Annotated in this window: 23 protein-coding genes; 3 read left to right on the top strand and 20 right to left on the bottom strand. The window is 33.8% G+C overall.

Going from position 1 to position 19,337, the window contains the following annotated elements; all coding sequences use genetic code 11:
- Positions 1-21 precede the first annotated feature (21 nt).
- Complete coding sequence (locus tag INR76_RS05645; protein ID WP_223109685.1) at positions 22-1,017, top strand: glycoside hydrolase TIM-barrel-like domain-containing protein; 996 nt, start codon at positions 22-24, stop codon at positions 1,015-1,017.
- A gap of 11 nt (positions 1,018-1,028) precedes the next feature.
- On the opposite strand, the gene INR76_RS05640 is transcribed toward INR76_RS05645, so the two are convergent.
- The 4 genes from INR76_RS05640 to INR76_RS05625 form a co-directional block, all read right to left on the bottom strand.
- Positions 1,029-1,463: a hemerythrin domain-containing protein gene (locus tag INR76_RS05640; RefSeq protein ID WP_223109684.1), complete on the bottom strand. Its 435-nt coding sequence runs from the start codon at positions 1,461-1,463 to the stop codon at positions 1,029-1,031.
- 97 nt (positions 1,464-1,560) lie between these two features.
- A complete protein-coding gene (locus INR76_RS05635; protein ID WP_223109683.1) occupies positions 1,561-2,319 on the bottom strand; it encodes a TIGR04283 family arsenosugar biosynthesis glycosyltransferase in 759 nt (252 codons plus the stop codon).
- Between the two features lie 43 nt (positions 2,320-2,362).
- On the bottom strand, positions 2,363-3,166 hold the full coding sequence (locus INR76_RS05630; RefSeq protein WP_223109682.1) for a DUF547 domain-containing protein: 804 nt from the start codon (positions 3,164-3,166) through the stop codon (positions 2,363-2,365).
- A gap of 56 nt (positions 3,167-3,222) precedes the next feature.
- The gene (locus tag INR76_RS05625; RefSeq protein ID WP_223109681.1) at positions 3,223-4,107 is read right to left on the bottom strand and encodes a sterol desaturase family protein; all 885 of its coding nucleotides are present in this window, start codon (positions 4,105-4,107) and stop codon (positions 3,223-3,225) included.
- A 94-nt stretch (positions 4,108-4,201) separates the two neighbouring features.
- Here INR76_RS05625 and INR76_RS05620 point away from each other — a divergent pair, with 94 nt between their 5' ends.
- Entirely contained in the window at positions 4,202-4,630 is a 429-nt protein-coding gene (locus INR76_RS05620) for a nuclear transport factor 2 family protein (RefSeq protein WP_223109680.1), read from the top strand.
- A 34-nt stretch (positions 4,631-4,664) separates the two neighbouring features.
- On the opposite strand, the gene INR76_RS05615 is transcribed toward INR76_RS05620, so the two are convergent.
- From INR76_RS05615 to INR76_RS05575, 9 genes are read right to left on the bottom strand one after another with little or no spacing between them, the layout of a single operon-like run.
- Positions 4,665-5,660, bottom strand: a complete 996-nt coding sequence (locus INR76_RS05615) for a metal-dependent hydrolase (RefSeq protein WP_223109679.1) — start codon at positions 5,658-5,660, stop codon at positions 4,665-4,667.
- The gene (locus INR76_RS05610) at positions 5,660-7,444 is read right to left on the bottom strand and encodes a DNA mismatch repair protein MutS (protein ID WP_223109678.1); all 1,785 of its coding nucleotides are present in this window, start codon (positions 7,442-7,444) and stop codon (positions 5,660-5,662) included. Before INR76_RS05610 ends, INR76_RS05615 begins: the two co-directional genes overlap by 1 nt.
- A complete protein-coding gene (locus tag INR76_RS05605; RefSeq protein ID WP_223109677.1) occupies positions 7,441-7,800 on the bottom strand; it encodes an MmcQ/YjbR family DNA-binding protein in 360 nt (119 codons plus the stop codon). The genes INR76_RS05610 and INR76_RS05605 overlap by 4 nt, the downstream gene beginning before the upstream one ends.
- 2 nt (positions 7,801-7,802) lie before the next feature.
- Positions 7,803-8,762, bottom strand: a complete 960-nt coding sequence (locus INR76_RS05600; protein ID WP_223109676.1) for a transglutaminase domain-containing protein — start codon at positions 8,760-8,762, stop codon at positions 7,803-7,805.
- Positions 8,752-9,378 (bottom strand): DUF4230 domain-containing protein, encoded by a 627-nt coding sequence (locus tag INR76_RS05595; RefSeq protein WP_223109675.1) that lies wholly within the window; start codon positions 9,376-9,378, stop codon positions 8,752-8,754. The genes INR76_RS05600 and INR76_RS05595 overlap by 11 nt, the downstream gene beginning before the upstream one ends.
- A gap of 30 nt (positions 9,379-9,408) precedes the next feature.
- The gene (locus INR76_RS05590) at positions 9,409-10,155 is read right to left on the bottom strand and encodes a cyclase family protein (protein ID WP_223109674.1); all 747 of its coding nucleotides are present in this window, start codon (positions 10,153-10,155) and stop codon (positions 9,409-9,411) included.
- Positions 10,156-10,195: 40 nt separating this feature from the next.
- Entirely contained in the window at positions 10,196-11,320 is a 1,125-nt protein-coding gene (gene hemW / locus INR76_RS05585) for a radical SAM family heme chaperone HemW (RefSeq protein WP_223109673.1), read from the bottom strand.
- A gap of 38 nt (positions 11,321-11,358) precedes the next feature.
- A complete protein-coding gene (locus tag INR76_RS05580; RefSeq protein WP_223109672.1) occupies positions 11,359-12,063 on the bottom strand; it encodes a geranylgeranylglyceryl/heptaprenylglyceryl phosphate synthase in 705 nt (234 codons plus the stop codon).
- Positions 12,063-12,704, bottom strand: coding sequence for a 4'-phosphopantetheinyl transferase family protein (locus tag INR76_RS05575; protein ID WP_223109671.1), 642 nt, complete (start codon positions 12,702-12,704; stop codon positions 12,063-12,065). Before INR76_RS05575 ends, INR76_RS05580 begins: the two co-directional genes overlap by 1 nt.
- A 91-nt stretch (positions 12,705-12,795) precedes the next feature.
- Between INR76_RS05575 and ahcY the strand changes: the two genes are divergently transcribed.
- The gene (gene ahcY, locus INR76_RS05570; protein ID WP_223109670.1) at positions 12,796-14,112 is read left to right on the top strand and encodes an adenosylhomocysteinase; all 1,317 of its coding nucleotides are present in this window, start codon (positions 12,796-12,798) and stop codon (positions 14,110-14,112) included.
- A gap of 79 nt (positions 14,113-14,191) precedes the next feature.
- On the opposite strand, the gene INR76_RS05565 is transcribed toward ahcY, so the two are convergent.
- The 7 genes from INR76_RS05565 to INR76_RS05535 all read right to left on the bottom strand — a co-directional run bounded on the left by INR76_RS05565 (position 14,192) and on the right by INR76_RS05535 (position 19,336).
- Positions 14,192-14,737 (bottom strand): hypothetical protein, encoded by a 546-nt coding sequence (locus INR76_RS05565; protein WP_223109669.1) that lies wholly within the window; start codon positions 14,735-14,737, stop codon positions 14,192-14,194.
- Between the two features lie 155 nt (positions 14,738-14,892).
- A complete protein-coding gene (gene rpmA, locus INR76_RS05560) occupies positions 14,893-15,156 on the bottom strand; it encodes a 50S ribosomal protein L27 (protein WP_223109668.1) in 264 nt (87 codons plus the stop codon).
- Between the two features lie 24 nt (positions 15,157-15,180).
- Entirely contained in the window at positions 15,181-15,867 is a 687-nt protein-coding gene (rplU, locus tag INR76_RS05555; RefSeq protein ID WP_223109667.1) for a 50S ribosomal protein L21, read from the bottom strand.
- A gap of 122 nt (positions 15,868-15,989) precedes the next feature.
- On the bottom strand, positions 15,990-16,445 hold the full coding sequence (locus tag INR76_RS05550; RefSeq protein WP_223109666.1) for a DUF4199 domain-containing protein: 456 nt from the start codon (positions 16,443-16,445) through the stop codon (positions 15,990-15,992).
- Between the two features lie 61 nt (positions 16,446-16,506).
- A complete protein-coding gene (locus INR76_RS05545; protein ID WP_223109665.1) occupies positions 16,507-17,379 on the bottom strand; it encodes a DMT family transporter in 873 nt (290 codons plus the stop codon).
- 77 nt (positions 17,380-17,456) lie between these two features.
- Positions 17,457-18,008 carry a gliding motility lipoprotein GldD gene (gene gldD / locus INR76_RS05540; protein ID WP_223109664.1) on the bottom strand — a complete coding sequence of 184 codons (552 nt, stop codon included), beginning with the start codon at positions 18,006-18,008 and terminating at the stop codon, positions 17,457-17,459.
- Positions 18,005-19,336 (bottom strand): gliding motility-associated protein GldE, encoded by a 1,332-nt coding sequence (locus INR76_RS05535; protein WP_223109663.1) that lies wholly within the window; start codon positions 19,334-19,336, stop codon positions 18,005-18,007. Before INR76_RS05535 ends, gldD begins: the two co-directional genes overlap by 4 nt.
- Between the last annotated feature and the right edge of the window lies 1 nt (position 19,337).

The following is a 19,337-nucleotide window of genomic DNA, read 5'->3' as shown; positions in this document are numbered from 1 at the left end:
ATATAATCTCCTTTAATCTGAATGAAACACTATCTCTTTCTGTTTATTATCTCAATAAACTTTTGCCTTGTAGCACAAGAATCAAAGATTAAAGGTGTAAGTTTTGTAGCTTCAAGAGAGGCTGTTTCTGAAGAAAATATAGCTCCCTTATTAAAATTGAACGCAAATTATGCTGCTGTAATGCCTTTTGGATTTATTAAAGATGTTCAAAACCCGGACGTTCTTTATAACACACAAAGACAATGGTATGGCGAAACTGTCAAAGGTGTAAAACAATACCTACATACACTACGTGAAAAAGAAATTCGTATTATGCTCAAACCTCAACTTTGGATTTGGGACGGTGTTTTTACAGGAACATTAAAGCCTTCAAGCGATGAAAAATGGAAGGTTTTAGAAACATCGTATCGCAATTTCATTTTAGAGTTTGCTCAATTGGCTCAAGAAGAAAACGTAGCTATTTTTTGCATAGGCACAGAACTAGAACAATTTATCAACAACAGGCCCGAATATTGGTCGCTACTTATTCAAGACATAAAAAAAATCTATACCGGAAAATTAACCTATGCTGCCAATTGGGATGAATACACAAGCGTCCCTTTTTGGAAGCAACTTGATTTTATAGGAGTTGATGCATATTTTCCTATTTCAGAGGAAAAAACACCTACTGAAGAAGATGCTAAAAAGGGTTGGATAAAATGGATGGATGAATTAAAATCTGTTTCTGAAATATTCAATAAAAAAATAATTTTTACCGAATACGGTTATAGAAATGTTGACTTTTCTGGAAAAGAACCTTGGCACAGTGGTAGAGAAAACAAAACAATAAATCACGCTGCTCAAGGAAATTTATTGACGGGGCTTTTTGAGTCGGTATGGCAAGAACCTTGGATGGGAGGTGGTTTTTTATGGAAGTGGTATCCTAATAATGAGCAGGCCGGCGGAGGTAATAACAATCGTTTTACCATTCAAAATAAGCCGGCTCAACTAATTATTCAATATTATTATGCTCATTAATAGGTTACAACTTATCTTTTTTCATTCATTATTGCTAGATATTCTTTAGCAATTGTTGTTTTTTCTTTTTCGGTAAATACTTTTCCGGCCAATTGAAAAAATGTATGTTCTTCATCTTCTAGATGATGTTCTACTTTGTCACAAAGTTGTTTTGCGTATACCAACCAAGCGGGTGAATCAAGATCTGTATCGTCAATCTTTTCTATTAACTCATCCATTTCATGATGTTCTGCAATGCCGTGACGAGCGTGTTCTTGCATCATATCATTATGGATTAAGGGCGAATAAAAGGAACGCTCTTCGGCATCTGCGTGAACCTGAAGTTCGTGTTTTAATTTTTCCCACATTTCTTTTCTTCCTTTGCTATCACCGGAGGTAGAGGTAACAAGTTTACAAAGTTCTCTTTGTTTATCATGGTCTTTACGAATGGCTTCAAAAATGTTCATAGTTAGTGTTTTTTTTGATTAGTAAGCTCAAATTACTACTAACTACAAAATTTTTGTGTTTATAAAATCTTAAACTTTAAAAAGAAGCGAGAAATAATTATTTATCTATGAATGCCTCTTGTGGAATGTGACCGGTAGTAGCTTCTTTTTTCTTTTTCCGAAGATGTTTACAATAGTATTCAAACAACGTATTTGCATCTGCTCCAAACCATTTTTTTACGTAAATAGCCCAAAAATGGAATTGTACGTACCAAATACCTTTTTCACGATACAATCGAGCTGAAGAAGTTATCTTTTTATTAATAACTACAAACTTTTTACGTGCGTAAAGTTCATTGAGTAACATATTATCTTCATAAATAATATACTGCTCATCATAACCGCCAATCTCATTAAATAATTGGCGAGTGATAAATTGGCTTTGATCTCCTCCACGGCAAGCTCGCCAATTAAACTTTGTAAGCCAGCCGGCCAATCGCAACCACCAATGGTTACTATCAAACTGCATCCTGAAACATCCTGCAGGATTTCCTTTTTTTATTTCTGAAAGAATAAAAGCATCATAATTTTGTGGCGGAAAAGAATCTGCGTGTAAAAAGTATAAAACACTACCCGAGGAGGCCTTTGCCCCTTTATTCATTTGTTTGGCACGTCCTTTTTCAGAAGATATTAGTTTAAGCATACCATTATCTCCAGCATCTATTGCTTGAACAAGTTGCCGAGTACCATCTGTACTACCACCGTCTACAACAATAATTTCTATATTCTTTTTTTCTGAAGCATTGGTAATCAAATAGGTTATCAACCTTTTTATGGTTTCTGCTTCATTTAAGACGGGGATAATTATGCTAATCATATGCTAAACTTACGAAATAAATACCTGAAGAGTTTTTATAAATTTATTTCTGTTCGTTTAGATTCCAGTCATACTCTTTGTATTGAAGTTCTACTCGTGGATTAATCTCTATATCACTGTATTGATTAATAAAACCAATAACATCCTTCTTTCCGTTTACTGTATAATCTTTGGCATACCATTTAAAAATAGAAGATACTTTTGGTGTATTGGCCGTAATATCGTTTTTATCACTATTAATAAATTCTCGAGTAACTTTTTCTAGTTGTTCATTAATTTTTGAAGCTGTGAAAGCTTCATTCAGAAGTTTTGGACACGAAATTGAAGCACAGTTTATAGCAAAATGAATTCGGGGTTCGTCCATTTTTCTAAGAATTCCGTTTTCAATTCCGCCTAAGGAGAGCTCACGATTGCCAATAGGCACAAACCCTTTTGTAAATGCTCCATCAATATCCTTAATACTGTTTGTTGGATAATTATTCAATATAAGATCAACTGTATATGCATTGTATAAATTGATATAAAAAGCCAGTAGCTCTTGTACACTCCACTCATCTGTAGGCTCTGTTGAAGATAGTTTTTGAAGGTATTTATTCAAGGCGGCTCTATCTTCTTTAAAACCTTTATAATCTACCATACCGTCTTCGTCAACATATTTTTTTAATAACGCATCCCACGTCGAATGATCAAAATTTACAACAGAGTTTGCTGTAGTAGAAGTTAACTCTCCATCAACTTTTTTTGTAGGTTGTCCTTGACTAGTTATTCCTGCTGCCGACGTTAAATTACAACTTACAAATAGTAATGAGATAAATAATAAGCCAGCAATGTTGAGTTTTGATTTCATAATTTATATGGAGTTATGTTTACATTTTTATATCACATTATATGTACGCAAGAATATTACTTTTTGGTTTTTATAGGATAAAGTTCTTGACCAATAAAATCCTTCGGAAAAGTTTCATCGCCATCAAAGCCTAGTTCTATATCTCGACCATTGTACGGAATGTGATTGGTTTTAAAAAGATAATCCCAAAGACTTAAACTAATGCCGAAATTAACACCATATTTGGTGTGTTTTGGCAAAACTTTAGCGTGATGCCATATATGCATTTTGGGATTATTAAAGATGTAGCGAAAAAAACCGTAGTCCCAACCAAGGTTTGCATGATTTAAATGGCCAATGGTAAGCGCTGTAAAATGAACAATGGCAACATCGGTCACTTCAAAGCCTCCAATAATTGCCAAAGGAATGTATAAAATAGATTTATACACCACAGGTTCCATCCAGTGATAGCGTAAGTGAGCTGCAAAACCCATTTCTTTTACAGAATGATGTACTTGATGAAATTTCCAAAGTAATGGCACACTATGTAACAGCCTATGTGTATTCCATTGTACAAAATCTGAAACCAAAAAAAACACTAACAACCCTAAACCATAGGGAAGGGCATCAACATCGACCAATTGAAAGTCTGAAACTTCCAAATTGGCAAAAGACAAAATATCATTAAAAAAAGCTTCGGCAGTATTGGACAGAAAAATAAGGACAATTAAATTCAGTAAAAAAAAGTTGAAAAACATATAAAATGTATCTAACCAAAAATCTTTTCTGAAAACTTTCTGTTTTTTCCGCCAAGGAAAAAACAACTCCAGCAACCATACAATGACTGAAACCGCAATAAGACCGTAAAAATAATTTTCCCAATGAAAACGGGTTATTTCATCTAATAAGTAGTTGAAATATCCTGTATAGGAGTCTTTAAATATCTTAATGTATTTTTCCATAGGTTACTTTACAAGTCGCAATTATAGCTGCAAAATTACAGATTGCAATGGTAAAACGAGATTTGTGTATTTTTATATTTCTGAAACTTAAACTATGAAAAACCTAATACTATTATTTACCCTATTTATTGCATCTTCAAACTTTGCTCAAACCGACGCCGAAGACAAAGCTGCAATTTTAAAAATCATGAAAAACCAAGAAAAGGCATGGAGTGCAAACGACTTAGAAGGTTTTATGCAAGGTTACTGGAAAAGTGATTCTTTAAAGTTTTATGGCAGCAACGGTCTTACAAAGGGTTGGCAACAAACACTTGATAAGTATAAAAAAGGGTATCCTACAAAGGAACATTCTGGTACACTGAACTTTAAAATTAACGATATTTCAAAAATCAGTGACAATAGCTATTGGGTGATGGGTGAATACTTTTTAAAGAGAAGTGTAGGTGATGCCAATGGAATTTTTATGATTATCTTCAAAAAGATAAATGGAGAATGGAAAATTGTAGCAGATACAAGTTGTTAAACTATCAACACGCTCAATAAAACCTGTGAACTATTTAATTGCCTAGCATTCGTTCCCAAAGGTCTTTCAATAACTTTTTGGCATCATCTCTGTTTTTGGGCTCCTCAATAACTTTTACTCCATTTAATGTGGGCTGTAATTGATAGCTAAAAGCATATTTTTCGGTTTGTGGATCTACGCTCAACAACCCAAAACGCAAGTCATTAAAATAGATTTTATTATCTTTTTCAGAAATTGCATACCAACCGTTTGATATAGCAATCAATCGCTGTATTTTATCAGTGTCTTTTAATACTCCTAAAGCTGAGTGATTTTTAGGATGACTATAAAATTGAATTGGTTTTGTATCAAAAAAAGAGTAATCCCCTATTAAAAATGCATCTTCTACTTCTACATTTGCTGTCCATAAAATTGTATTAAAAGGACTCGGTTTTGTTTCTATGGCTTTATAAGAAATAGCTTGCTCCTTCAGCGCATTGGTAAATTTAAAATATGTAATACCTTTTAATATTAATGTAAGCACCATATAACTGCTACTTACTATTAACCCAATGTTATTAATCTTTATCCGTTTTGTACTGCCGTGTTTTAAAAAAGCTGCCCATACTACACAAATTAAAAAAGGCAATGTATACAGCGGATCTATCACAAAAATATTTTTATAAGCTAACCGAATATCAAAAGGCCAGAAAAGCTGAGTTCCCCAAGTGGTATGTGCATCTAGAAAAGGATGCGTGATTAAACACATAAACCAAAGCCAATACCATTGTTTAAAGTTTGCTCTTTTTTCATATAAAGATGTCAACCAAGCAAACAAAGCACCAAATACTACCGAAAAAAAAATAGAGTGTGTAAACCCACGATGAATTTCTAATGCTGTTACCGTGTCAACAAAACTACTTGATAACACATCAAGGTCTGGTATGGTACCTGCAATAGCACCGTATAACATAGCCTTGTTCCCCATTGTTTTGCCCAAAGTAGCTTCTCCTACGGCAGCGCCTAATACTATTTGTGTTACTGAATCCATTAATCAACAATTTCCATTTTTTTTAAGAGAAACGATGCATTCATATTTTGACAAATTCCAGGTTTAAAAGTATAATCAAAATAAAGCTCTCCTTGTTCAATTCGAGCATCAAAATAATAGTTTTTTACCTTTGGAATACTTTCTGAAACTTCACACAAGCTTAAATCGTGAGTTGCAATGATACCGGTAGCATTACCCGCAACAAGTTTTTCTACAAATTTTTTAGACCCAATTGCTTTATCGGTACTGTTTGTTCCTTTTAATATTTCATCGAGTATGATAAAATAGGTGTCGGTTTTAATTTTATCAACTATAAATTTCAGTCGTTTAAGCTCACTGAAAAAATAAGACTCATCATCTGTCAAACTATCTGTGGTACGCATACTTGTGATTAACTTAATAGGCTTATATTGGGTTTTTGTAGCACAAACCGGCAACCCTACATTTGCCATTACTATTTGCAATGCAACTGTGCGTAAAAATGTACTTTTCCCGGCCATATTTGCACCTGTAACTATGAAAAACTCTTCTGAAGCAATCTTAAAATCATTTCTTACTAGTTTTTCAGGATTCAACAATGGATGACCTGCCCCTTGTACTTCTAATTGATTTTCTGAAGTTGTAATGGCAGGAAATATGTGATGTGGATGGTTAAAAACATAATTTGCTAAGGTATTGTGAGCGTCAAAAAACACAATAGTATCAATCCACGATGAAACGTGCGTACTGTGTGCTTTTATCCACTTTTCTATGTTATACGACTGTCGTAAATCACGCAACATAAAACCATTTGCAACTACACCAATGAGTAAATTACTACGCTGGTCTAATGCATCTAAGTGTTTTGCAAATTGCTTAAGTATTGTAGAAGCCTTTTCGGTTTTACCTACAATTTTATTCTTTTTTTCAGAAAGCAAATCACTGTTAAAAGTTTCGTTTTCAATCTCTAATAGCAATTTGTGAAACTGCTCAAACGTACTCTGAATTTTGGCTGTATGCTGTGATAAATCATTTACCTTTTTTAAATATCGACCACAAATAAGCAATCCTACCAAAAACCACCCAAAAACAATATATCCTGAAATAAACCCTAAAAAATAGGTTATTAATAATCCTAATGAAATAATTGAAAAAATAGTAGAGCCTACTTGTATCCAACTAGGAACAAAAGACCTATAATTGGTAAGCCAATTCAATACGGTGCTAGCAGAAACTTCTGTCTTTACCAAAGAAGCAACTGCAGAAAAATGCTGTCGCCACCTTGCTTTTTCTGATAATTCTTGTATGGCTTTTTGTTTTTTGGGGATTAAATCAATTGTATTTTCGGTAAGGACCTGTGCTAAATAATCTGAGCCACTTTCTAAGGCTGTTCTATTTATGTATTGATAAAATGAACCTCTCCCAAACAGATCAATATCTTGACTAAATTCATGCGCTGGATTTTTATACTTACTCCCATCGGGTAAATGATGAAATGCTCTTTGCAACACTTCTAGCTCAACGTGATTAGCTTCTAGCATTGCTTTGGTAACATCTCTTTTATACTGTAAGTTGCTATGACGAGATACTAAATATAAAAAAAGTGCAATTCCTGATAGAATAATTGCAATGACGATTTTGGTATTTCCGAAGAAAAAATAAACTGCTGTTGCAAGTACTATAAAAACTAGCAATCTAATGGTTCCGGAAAGGGTAAGTTGTTTTTTTAGATTTTTTAAAGTTTGGTTGTGCTTGGCTATTTGTTTTTTGTAAAAAAATTCGGGGCTGTTTTTTTTTGTATTCATAATTCTTTCAATTCCATCTGTATTTTTTTTGTCAATCCTTTTACAACCAAATCGTATGAATGATCAATTAATTTTATAATTAACTCATTAGGAATATTTGCTTCTAGTTGAACGGTGTTCCAATGTTTTTTACTCATATGATAACCTGCTATTATAAGACCATCATATTCTTCTCTTAACTCAACGGCCCATTCTGGATCACATTTTAGGTTAATAGCAAGCGGATTTCTTTCCAACCCACAAAGGGCAAACATTTTTCCCATTACTTTAAAAACTAATGTTTGTTCATCAAAAGGGAAAGATTCTGTCACTCCTTTTTTTGTTAAGCAATAATCTCTAAAGGCTTCAATATTCATATTTAATCAATTTTATAACCCAAAGCCGGTGTACCGTCAAAATATATCAAAAGTGTTGAAACGCCCAACTCTAATGGCACATCAAACCGTATTAAGTTATTAACTTTTTCAATTTTTTCTATTGTGATTTTCTTATTTCCAAAGCTATATGAAACGGTAGCGGGATTGATATTTCGTATTTGAAATGTAATTATTCCATCATCATCTTCAGAAGAAATAATTCCGTTAAGTGGTTTTTCTACATCCTCCCTGCGTAAGGCTTCAGGAATAATAATAGGCATATTTGAAAAAACTTCTTTTGATATCACTGTGTCAATCAAAGCATCTTCATACATCGCCGGGTAATGTGTTTTAAAAAAAAGTTCTGGCGGTGTTTTATAATAAAAATAGGTAGGTTCTTTAATAAAATTTCCATTGTATTTTCCTGCGCCCCAAGTGGGGTCAAACAAATAGGGTTTTCCATCAATTATTGCAATATTCCACATATGATTTTTTTTAAAAGCCCTGCCAATATCATTAAAACTCGCTTTTGTATCACCGCGCACCAAATAATTGTTTATTCCTTGTAGTTCACATAATCGCTCAAAAAGCATGGCGTAGCCTTCACAAACAGCAATACCCTTTTGCAAGGTGCGTTTAATTATTTTTTTTCTAGTTGCTTCTTCTTTTTGGTTACGCTCACGATAATTTTTAAAATTATAATTAAACTGTTTGTATTCTTTGGGCTCATAAGCGATGTTATTTACAATCCACGAGTATATAGCACGTACTTTATCTTCTTCTGAAGAAAAATCACGCGAAATAAACTTTGAGAGCTGCTCTGGGTTTTCAAAACTTTTAGGATATAATTGAATGGTAGCATCTACTTGCTCATAATTCTGGGCATGTACTAGTGTTACATTCATCCAAAAAAATGAAAAAACAATTACAGCTTTACCATATAAACACACCTTATCTTTCACTCGTTTCTGAAATTTTTTCTTGCGCTGTATGATCACTTTCCAAAGCTGAGTAATCCAACTTCCAGTTGATTGTTTCTACCAATTTTTCCATCAATTTTATAGTTTCCATCGCTTGATTAGAAGCTTCAAGAAACAAACCGCTACTTGGTACTTTATCTACAATATGCTGTTTAGCCTCCCGATTAATATCTGTTAAATCTGAAGAAGTAAATGGATTTGCCCAACCTTCTCTTTTATCATAATACTTAAAATCGGTTTCAATAGTCATTAATTCCGGTTGCGGAAAATTGGTGAGCGTAATCACTTTGTTTTTGGTATCTGCATCCATTTTTATTTTTGTAAGATCAAAACCTACGTGAGCTTTTGCTTCAATTAAAACAAGAGCTTTTTTCTTGCCTAAGAACACATTAAGCCATTTATCTTTTACGTTTTCATAGTGGTAAATTTCAGAAAAGTCACCTTCAACTGTAATAAACTTACATACACTACGAATGCGCTCCATTAACACAACAGATTGTGAATGCACTTTTTCTTTCTTACGTGATCCTACAAACCAAGAAAAAATAAAATATGCTACTACCGCACCTACGGCGAGACCTATAAAAAGTAATTCCATAGTGTAAAGATAAAACAATTGTATCCAACCTTAGAGATAACCATATAAAACAGGTTTGCTTGGTGACGCATCGTTATGAAAAGATGCTATTTGTAAATTGAGTAAATAACTTCCGTCTTTTATCTCATTAGGAACATAGATAAACTCAGTAATTGTGGCTTTATATCTCGGTTTTTTAGGAACGTCCCAAAATGCCTTATGCGCCAACAACTTTCCATCATCCTTTTCTTTATCAACCGATGGTAAATCAATCAACAAATGCTGCACTCCTTTCTCTCTCAAATAAGTTGTTGCCTCGTGATGTAAATACGGCCAATTAGTATTTGACCAATGTTTTTCTTTTTTTTCTGAAGCATTAGGCAATGTTCTAATTATAACGGCTTCGGGACTTTTACCTTGTAAAGACTTTTTTATATCACTCACAGTAATGATTGTATCGTTTCCTTCTTCTTTGGGCGTTACCGAAATAACTTCAGCAGAAAAAAAGAATGTTTGCAAAGCCTCTTGTACCGAAAAAAATTCTTCTGAAATATGACCCAGACATTCAGTGTGTGTTCCGTGAGCGTGAGGATTAAAAGTTATGTTATTAAAGTTTACCGATGCACCTTCGCTTACTTTTGCTATCCAATCACCATCTTGTACCGGTTTAATTATTGGCGGTTGCAAGTACCAAGCTTCTGGGTTTTTTAAAGATGCACGTAATGGAATGGAGATATCCAAAGGTTTGGAAAGATCAACCGTTTTTTTTGTGCCTTGAAAAGTAAATGTTGCTCGCAATTGTTTCTTTTTAAAACCGAAAGATACAATTATTGTGAAATTAATCTATTGAAAACAAATCTGATGCTATACCATCACTTAAAAATTTTCCCTTTTTGGTAACCTTTAGTGTATTTGATTCTAAAACAAGTAGCTCTTTTTGTAAGTAAGGCGAAGCTTGTTTTAAAGCATATTCTTTATAGTTTTTTCCAAAAGAGTTTTCTATTTTGTTAAGTGAAACGCCCCATTTGGTTCGCAAACCCGTCATAATATATTCATTATATCGATCCTTGATTGAAAGTGTTTCTTGTTCTTGCGGCAACTCGCCGCTTGATATAGATTTAATGTATTTGACATTATTAGCTATGTTCCAACTTCGGGTTTTACCGTTAAAACCGTGAGCCGACGGACCAATACCTAGATAAGATTTTCCTTGCCAATAAGCCGTATTATTTTGCGAATGATAGCCCGGTTTACCGAAGTTTGAAAATTCATAGTTTTCAAATCCGGCTTTTTCAGTTTCTTCAAGTAATGTTTTGTAGTGTATTTCGGCAACTGCATCTTCAACAGGCGCAACAATCCCTTTTTCAATAAACTTTTTTAAAGCAGTTTTTGGCTCAACAGTTAAGGCATAACAAGAAAGATGCGGAATGTTTAAGGAAATGGCAGTTTGTAAATTTTGTTTCCAACGCTCGTTCGTCATTCCCGGAATGCCATAAATAAGATCGATACTTATGTTTTGAAAATGTTCTTTTGCTTCTTCAATACAACGAAGAGCTTCTTTTTCATTATGTGCTCGATTCATTAGGGTTAAATCTTGCTCAAAAAAGGATTGTACACCTATACTTAACCGATTGATTGGAGTTCTTGCAAACATTTCAATTCGTTCTTTGGTTAAATCGTCCGGATTTGCTTCTAGTGTGATTTCGGCGTGTGGTGCTATATTAAAATGCGCAAACAATGTTTTGAAAATTGCGTTGATTTCTTCGGAAGAAAGCAATGAGGGAGTTCCTCCTCCAAAGTAAATAGTGGCTACTGTTTCAGAAAGTTCATTTTTCCGAAGCAACAATTCATCACACAATGCTTGTACCATCGTTCCTTTTTTCTTTACTGAAGTAGAAAAGTGAAAATCACAATAGTGACAAGCTTGTTTACAAAAAGGAATGTGAATATAAATACCGCTCAATGCTAAAAATTAAATTGTTAATCACTTGCAAAAATACGCTATTCATCTTTGGCCTCAAAAGCAGTACCCATAACCACCATATCTGCTCCAGCTTTAAAGGCGGCTTGTTTTTGCGCTTCGGTTTTGATACCGCCACCAACAATTAATGGAATGTTAATTGCCTTTTTTACTTGCGATATGATGTTTGAATTAACAGGTTTTATGGCTCCGCTTCCGGCTTCTAGATAAATAAGCTTTGCTCCCATAAATTGACCGGTAAGGGCTGTGTTTACTATTGTTAAAGAGTCTTTTTGAGAAAGCGGCTCTGTTTTACTCACTCGTGCCACTGCAGATTGATTGCCTCCGTCAATTAAGATATAACCAGTGGGTATTATTTCTAACGCAGCTTCTTTAAGCTTATCAACTGCTTTTAATTGTTGCCCTATTAAGTATTCTGGATTTCGACCAGATAATAATGACAAAAACAAAATAGCATCTGCATATTTCGTTATTTGAGTATAATCTCCCGGGAACAATATTATTGGCAGGCTAGAGTGGTTTTTTAAGGCTTTTACCGTCTCTTGAGTATATCCATTGGCATCTGTGCTTCCGCCTACAAATAAGTGTGTGGTTTCCTTTGGTATTTTTTGAAGGAATATTTCTGTTTCAGAGATTGTAAATTTATCAGGGTCGATAAGGATTGCCAAGTGTTTTTTTTCTCTTAAGCTATCTGAAAGTATGTTTTGATAATGAAGCTGATTCATTATCTAATTTTTTCAGAAATTAATGCATAGGCACACGTAAAACCTTCAAATTCTAAAAACCAAACATCGTAGGTTTCTTCTTTATCTTCAAATGAAACTTCGGCAGTAGACTGCATGTCTTCAAAACGAAAGTCTTCTACATAAATATGCTCTAGAAAGCTTACTCCTTTACGAGCAAAGCTTTTGTATAATGATTCTTTTGCGCCCCAAACCATAGTGAGTTTTCGCATTACAGCATCATCATTTGCAAGGGTTCTGTATTCTTGAATAGGAGTGAATTTATGTGCTATTTTTAAGATTTTTTGTCGTTGTTTTTCAATATCTATTCCTACCTCTTGATCACTAATAATAATTGCTGAAAAAATAAAAGAATGGGTAATAGAGATATGTTTATCGTCTTTTAAGTGTGGTTTTCCCTTATCATCATAATATAAATCATGATCTGTGTAACCGGCTTGGTTTAATAAATGCCTTACACTCATAAAGCCACGCCTATGTATGTCACTTTTCATACCATCAACCCGTTTTTGGCAATGATTGGTGAGTGAAATTCCATCGGAAAGGAACTCATAGGATTCTTCAATCTTCCAAATCAGGACTTTAGTCGTATTATTTACTGTTATAGTTTTGTAAAGTGGCATAAGCTTTTGCTAGATATTGTGTACTTTTGCAACCGAAAAACTGAGTAGTTTCAGTAATCAAATAAAAAATTGTTAATTCAAAGATAAGAATATGTCAACGAAAACAGTGCCTTATACGGCTTATAAAGTAAAAGATATTTCCCTTGCAGATTGGGGACGTAAAGAGATTGAACTTGCCGAAGCAGAAATGCCCGGTTTAATGTCGCTTCGTGAAGAATACAAAAATGAACAACCCTTAAAAGGAGCTCGTATTGCTGGATGTTTGCATATGACCATTCAAACTGCAGTTTTAATAGAAACGCTAATTGAATTAGGTGCAGAAGTAACTTGGAGTTCTTGTAATATATTTTCTACTCAAGACCAGGCCGCTGCAGCTATTGCTGCTGCCGGAATTCCTGTATACGCTTGGAAAGGAATGACCGAAGAAGAATTTGACTGGTGTATAGAACAAACTCTTTTCTTTGGTGAAGATCGTAAGCCATTAAATATGATATTAGATGATGGTGGTGACCTTACCAATATGGTTTTTGATAAATATCCTGAATTAGCACCAGGTATAAAAGGTCTTTCTGAAGAAACTACCACAGGTGTTCACCGTCTTTATGAGCGTATGAAAAACGGAACACTTGTAATGCCGGCAATTAATGTGAATGATAGTGTTACCAAAAGTAAGTTTGATAACAAATACGGATGTCGTGAGAGCGCCGTAGATGCAATTCGTCGTGCAACAGATGTAATGATGGCCGGAAAACGTGTTGTAGTTTGTGGATATGGAGATGTAGGTAAAGGTACAGCTGCTTCATTTAGAGGAGCAGGTGCTATTGTAACAGTTACTGAAATTGACCCAATTTGTGCTTTACAAGCTGCTATGGATGGTTTTGAAGTGAAAAAACTAGAAACTGTTGTAGGAAAAGCAGACATTGTTATTACCACAACAGGAAATAAAGATATTGTTCGTGGAGAACATTTTGAAGCCATGAAAGACAAGACTATTGTATGTAATATTGGTCATTTTGATAACGAAATAGCAGTAGCTTGGTTAAAAGAAAACCACGGTAATACACACGTTGAAATTAAGCCTCAAGTTGACAAGTATACTGTTAATGGAAACGATATTATTTTACTTGCCGAAGGCCGATTAGTAAACTTAGGTTGTGCTACAGGTCATCCTAGTTTTGTAATGAGTAACTCTTTTACAAACCAAACATTAGCTCAAATTGAATTGTGGAAAAACACAGATCAATATGAGAATAAGGTTTACATGCTTCCTAAACACCTTGATGAAAAGGTAGCAAAGTTACACCTTGAAAAAATTGGTGTTGAATTAACTGAGTTGAGCGAAGAACAAGCCAAATATATTGGTGTAGAAGTTGAAGGTCCATTTAAACCTGAGTATTACAGATACTAAGTAATTTTTCTTTCTTAAGTAATCATTTCTTTTACTTATGAAAAACCATACAAACCCTCACTATATAAGTGGGGGTTTTTTATTGTGTTTTACTTTTCAAATAAACTTCTATATAATGAACCGTATTTAAATATTCGGCACGCATGTCATCGGCATAAGCAATGACGTTTTTATGGCTTTTATAGGTAGGCTTTAAGGCATCTTGAAGGTTTTCGTCTGTAATGGTAAGTGCTATATACCATTGCCCGGTTCTAGAAGTATAGACATTTTCCATCATAGGTCTATAGCCTTTATTTTCTAAACTCGCATCAACAACCATAGGCAATAAATTTATTGTTTCTGTATTGCGCTCTACTTCATAAAAGGTTATAAAGTATGTTTTATTTTTTATCGATATAGGTATGTTTCCGGTTGCATCATCGTATACTATCTGAAATTTAGCATTCATATAGTTGAAAAACTCGTTTGCATCTTTTGGGTCTTCAAAAACGTACACGTAATTATAAGGAAGTTGTTTCTTAAATTTTTTGGGTTTATAAAGTTTTGCTCCATCAATGTTTGGTGCAATTTGAAGAGGAATGCAGCCAATAAACAGCATAGAAATAAGAAATAGTAATAATTTCATAAAATTTGGTTTAGAATGGTCACCACAAATAATATTCCATTTCTTTTAAAAGGCTTCTTACTCACGTATGTAAAATAATAAACACAAAATTACTGCAATAAAAAAAGCCTTATTAGCAAACTAATAAGGCTTTAAGATACTATTTTATGTTCTATTTAAGCTTCAGCAGCTGGTACAATAGATACATAAGATTTGTTGTTCTTCTTTTTGGTAAACTTAACAACACCGTCAATTTTAGCGTGTAATGTATAGTCTTTACCTGCATATACATTATCTGCTGGGTGATGTTCCATACCACGTTGTCTTACGATGATATTTCCTGCAACAGCATTTTGACCACCAAATATCTTAACACCTAAGCGTTTCGATTCTGATTCTCTACCGTTCTTAGAACTACCTACTCCTTTTTTATGTGCCATAATTCAGGGGTTTTTTAAATGTTATTATTTTCTTCCGCCGTCAAGTTCGTCTTGTAACTTTTCTAGTTCTTCCCACTTACCATCTGCAGCTAATTGAGCTTGCTGTGGCCAAGTGTCAGTAACTAAATGTGCTAGTCTTGAACTTGCTTCAGATAGAATTTCAGTTAATTTTTCTGGTTTGGTTTTTGCTACTTTCGCAAAAGTATCAATTCCTGCTTCAACCATTGCTTCCATAGCTTTTGGTCCAACTCCTTCAATCTTTTTAAGGTCATCTGCCTTGGTAGATTTTTTTGAAGTGGTTTTTTTAGCTTCAGCTTTAGGAGCGGCTGCTTTTGTTTCCTTTTTTGGAGCTTCTTTTTTAGTTTCTTCTTTCTTAGCAGAAGATTTCTTTTTTGCTCCAGAAGAAGCAATACTTTCAATAACGATTTCTGAAAGAGCTTGTCTATGACCGTTTTTTACTCGGTACCCTTTTCTACGTTTCTTTTTGAAAACTATTACTTTGTCACCTTTAAGGTGTCTTAAGACTTTTGCTCCTACAAGAGCTCCGTCTATAGCCGGGGCGCCAACAGTAACATTGTCACCATCACCAATAAGAAGTACGTTGTCGAAATCAACTTTTTTACCTTCTTCTATAGCTAAACGGTTAACAAAGACTTTTTGGTCTTTTGCAACTTTAAATTGCTGCCCTGCTATCTCTACAATTGCATACATAGCGTATCGTTTAATATATTAATTTGTTTATTAAGCTTTTACAATAAAAAGCCCGCCTACTTTTAAGGCGGGTGCAAATATAATTCTAATATTTTAAATCTACAAAGTGTTTTGAAAGTTATTTACATTGTATTTCGTTTACCTTCAGAGGTATTCCACGATTCTTTTAAAAGTTGCATAAATGCCAACGTTAGCACCAACGATGTAGAAAAACCCATTATTACAATTGATATAATTAAAATTAGTGAGCCTTTGTTAAAATTAAGATTCCAAGAGTCTAAAATATTGTATGCAAATTCAGTATCAAATTCAAATATGTAAAATGCCATGAAAATTGTGAAAAGAATGGTTGCTATACTACCGCACAAAAAACCAACTTCAAAGCCTTTTTCATATTGAAACTTTGTAGATGTTGCTTTATATTTTTTGATGGCTAGCAAAATTCCTGCACCGTAAACTACGCCATTTGCAGCACTTAAAACGGGATATTGATGCAGTCCTAATAATTTCAGCAATAAAAAATAAGCTATAACTACTACGGCAATAACAACCCCGTATCTTGAGTAAATTTTAAACATAACAATAGGTTTTTGTTTTTAAAGCTACTGAAAGTTACAAAATATTCTTCTAAAGAGATTGTTAACTTTTACGTGAAAGCAGCACGCCTAGTAAAATTACAGCTGCCGCCAGCAGTTGATACCAACTAAATTGTTCCCCATCAAGAAAACCCCACATTAAAGCAACAATAGGAATTGTATACGTTACAGATGAGGCAAAAACAGGCGCGCTTAGCTGCACTAAACTATTAAATAAAATTTTGGCCAAAGCAGTACCAATAATAGCCAGTATCAACAAATAACCTAACGAAGGATATAAACTTTCAGATTGCAGTGTGGCTTCTGAAAAAAAACCTGAACTTATTAAAACAAGTATCGCCGGAACAATAATGACAGAAAATTGACCAACTGTTATTGCAAAAGCAGAAACGTCTTGAAGGTATCTTTTTAAAATATTTACATTACAAGCATAACATATTGAAGAAATCAATATTAATCCTGCGTACCAATAATTTTGATTAGGATTTACCTCGCTACCACTCCAGATAAGAAAAAAACTTCCTATTAAACCTACAATAACTCCTATTAACTGATTACGTGTAAAACCAATACTAAATGCCGCAGCACCCAGCAGCAATGTCATAATAGGCGTCGTAGAATTCAATATTGAAGCAATGGCACTGTCAATCTCTGTTTCGGCAAAAGCGAATAAGAACGCAGGGATAAACGTTCCTATGAAAGCTGAAATAGAGATCCATTTCCATTCTCTTTTTTGTATGGTTTTTAATTTTTTGAAACCAATCACTAGCAAGAAAGTTCCTGCAAACAAGGTGCGTAAAGCTCCTAACTGTAAAGGCGTAAGACCTTCTAAAGCTTTTTTAATAAGTATAAAGGAGCTACCCCATACGATGGAGAGAATTATTAAATAAATCCATTTTTTATCAATATTTTTCACACCTTCAAAATTGAAGCTGCAAAGGTCGGTAAATAGGATTGATTTTTAAACGTTAAGAAAGACGAAAAAATAAAATGTTATTTCCATTTTATGGTTTCCATAATACGCCTTATATCTTCACGCAAATAAACAACAGCTGGGTAAATAGAATCAAAGTTTGGTTTTGCTTTAAAATAAACCGATCCGGTAATAAAATGGTTTACACTATCTGTTACGTAAAATTGTGACTGTGTTGCTGCATTTCCGTCAATCATATAAAACATTCCATACACATTATTAATAGAATCTACTCGCGGTTGCTCTAAGATACTATTTGCTTTTATGGTATGATCATAAGTGAGCTTTTGAGCGTCATATAATAATGAGTCTATATTATTATTTTTTACAGATTGATATGTGAGATAAACTGTAGCGCGCATAGAAGGGTACTCTACATCAACGTTACATCCAGCAGCAGTGTTTAGTGTTGCATTTGTATTAATTTTAAACGAATAAGGACAATCTAATTGAACTGTACTATAAGAAGCCTGAGGGTAATCTAGCCTAAGCTTGGCCTCTGGTTTTATCACAACTTCTTCATTACAAGCTAAAATTAAAAAACACAGAAAAAGAGCAGCTAAAAATCTCATACAGTTATAGAAAGTTTTATTTGTTTAATACGTTTATTATCAAACGCTTCAATTGTAAACGAATAGTGATGGAAGGTTATTATTTCGTTCTTTTTTGGAAACCCTTTTGATATTTCCAATAAAAAACCAGCTAGCGTTTCGGCTTCACCTTTTTCATCCTCAAAAACCTGAGGATCTTCAAGACCTATCACTTTATAAAAATCTTTTAAAGGAGTTTTTCCTTCAAAAACATAGTTGTTTTCATCTAGTTTTGAAAATACCAGATCTACATCATCAAACTCATCACTAATCTCCCCTACAATTTCTTCAATAATATCTTCTAAAGAAATAAGCCCGCTTGTACCACCATACTCATCAACGACAATAGCCAAATGCATTTTCATTTCTTTAAATTCATTTAACAAATCATCTAGTTTTTTATTTTCAGGAACAAAATAAGCCTCACGTTTTAAGGTTTTCCAATCTAGGGTTTTACGGTCTATGTAAGGCATCAAGTCTTTAACATATAAAATACCGGTAATGTTATCAATATTGTCCTTAAAAACAGGAATACGCGAATATCCGTTTTCTATAATGGGAGGCATAATTTCTTTGTAAGACAAGTCTTCACTTAACGCAAAAATATCCATACGAGGTTTCATCACTTGTTTTGTATCGGTATTTCCAAAAGTGACAATTCCTTTTAAAATTTTTTGTTCCTCGTGAGTAGTATCTTCTTCATTGGTAAGTTCGAGTGCTTGAGACAATTGATCTACGCTTATGTTTGGCTTTTGTTTTCCGAAGCGATTATGAATAAACAATGTAGTGCTTCGCATTGGTAAGCTAAGCGGTGAAAACAACTTGTCCAAAATTTGCAACGGATAAGCCATAAACAATGAAAAACTTACCTTATTACGGCTTGCATAAATCTTGGGTAAAATTTCACCAAAAAGCAAAATTAAAAAAGTTGCTACACCTATTTTCAAAATAAGCAATAGGCTTAACTGAAAAAAGTAAAGGTTAATTGCATAATTCACCCCTTCAAACCAGCTATCGCTTAAGGTTTCAAATAATAATACAATAGCAATATTGATAAGGTTATTTGCTATAAGTATTGTTGCAAGAAGTTTTTTTGGTCTATCAAGTAATTTTTGAACTATCTGAAGTTTCCTCGAGATCGCACTATCTTCGTTTGATTCAAAATCTGTTGCCGAAAGTGAGAAAAAAGCAACTTCGGCGCCAGAAACCATTGCTGAAAATAGTAACAAAACCACCAGCATAATAATACCGGGGACTTCCGTATAGCTAACTAATGCAGTAATCAATAAACTCGGGGGTTCCGGATCCAAA

The organism is Marixanthomonas sp. SCSIO 43207, assembly GCF_019904255.1.
GTDB lineage: Bacteria > Bacteroidota > Bacteroidia > Flavobacteriales > Flavobacteriaceae > Marixanthomonas.
This window is presented reverse-complemented; position numbering and strand designations above follow the sequence as displayed.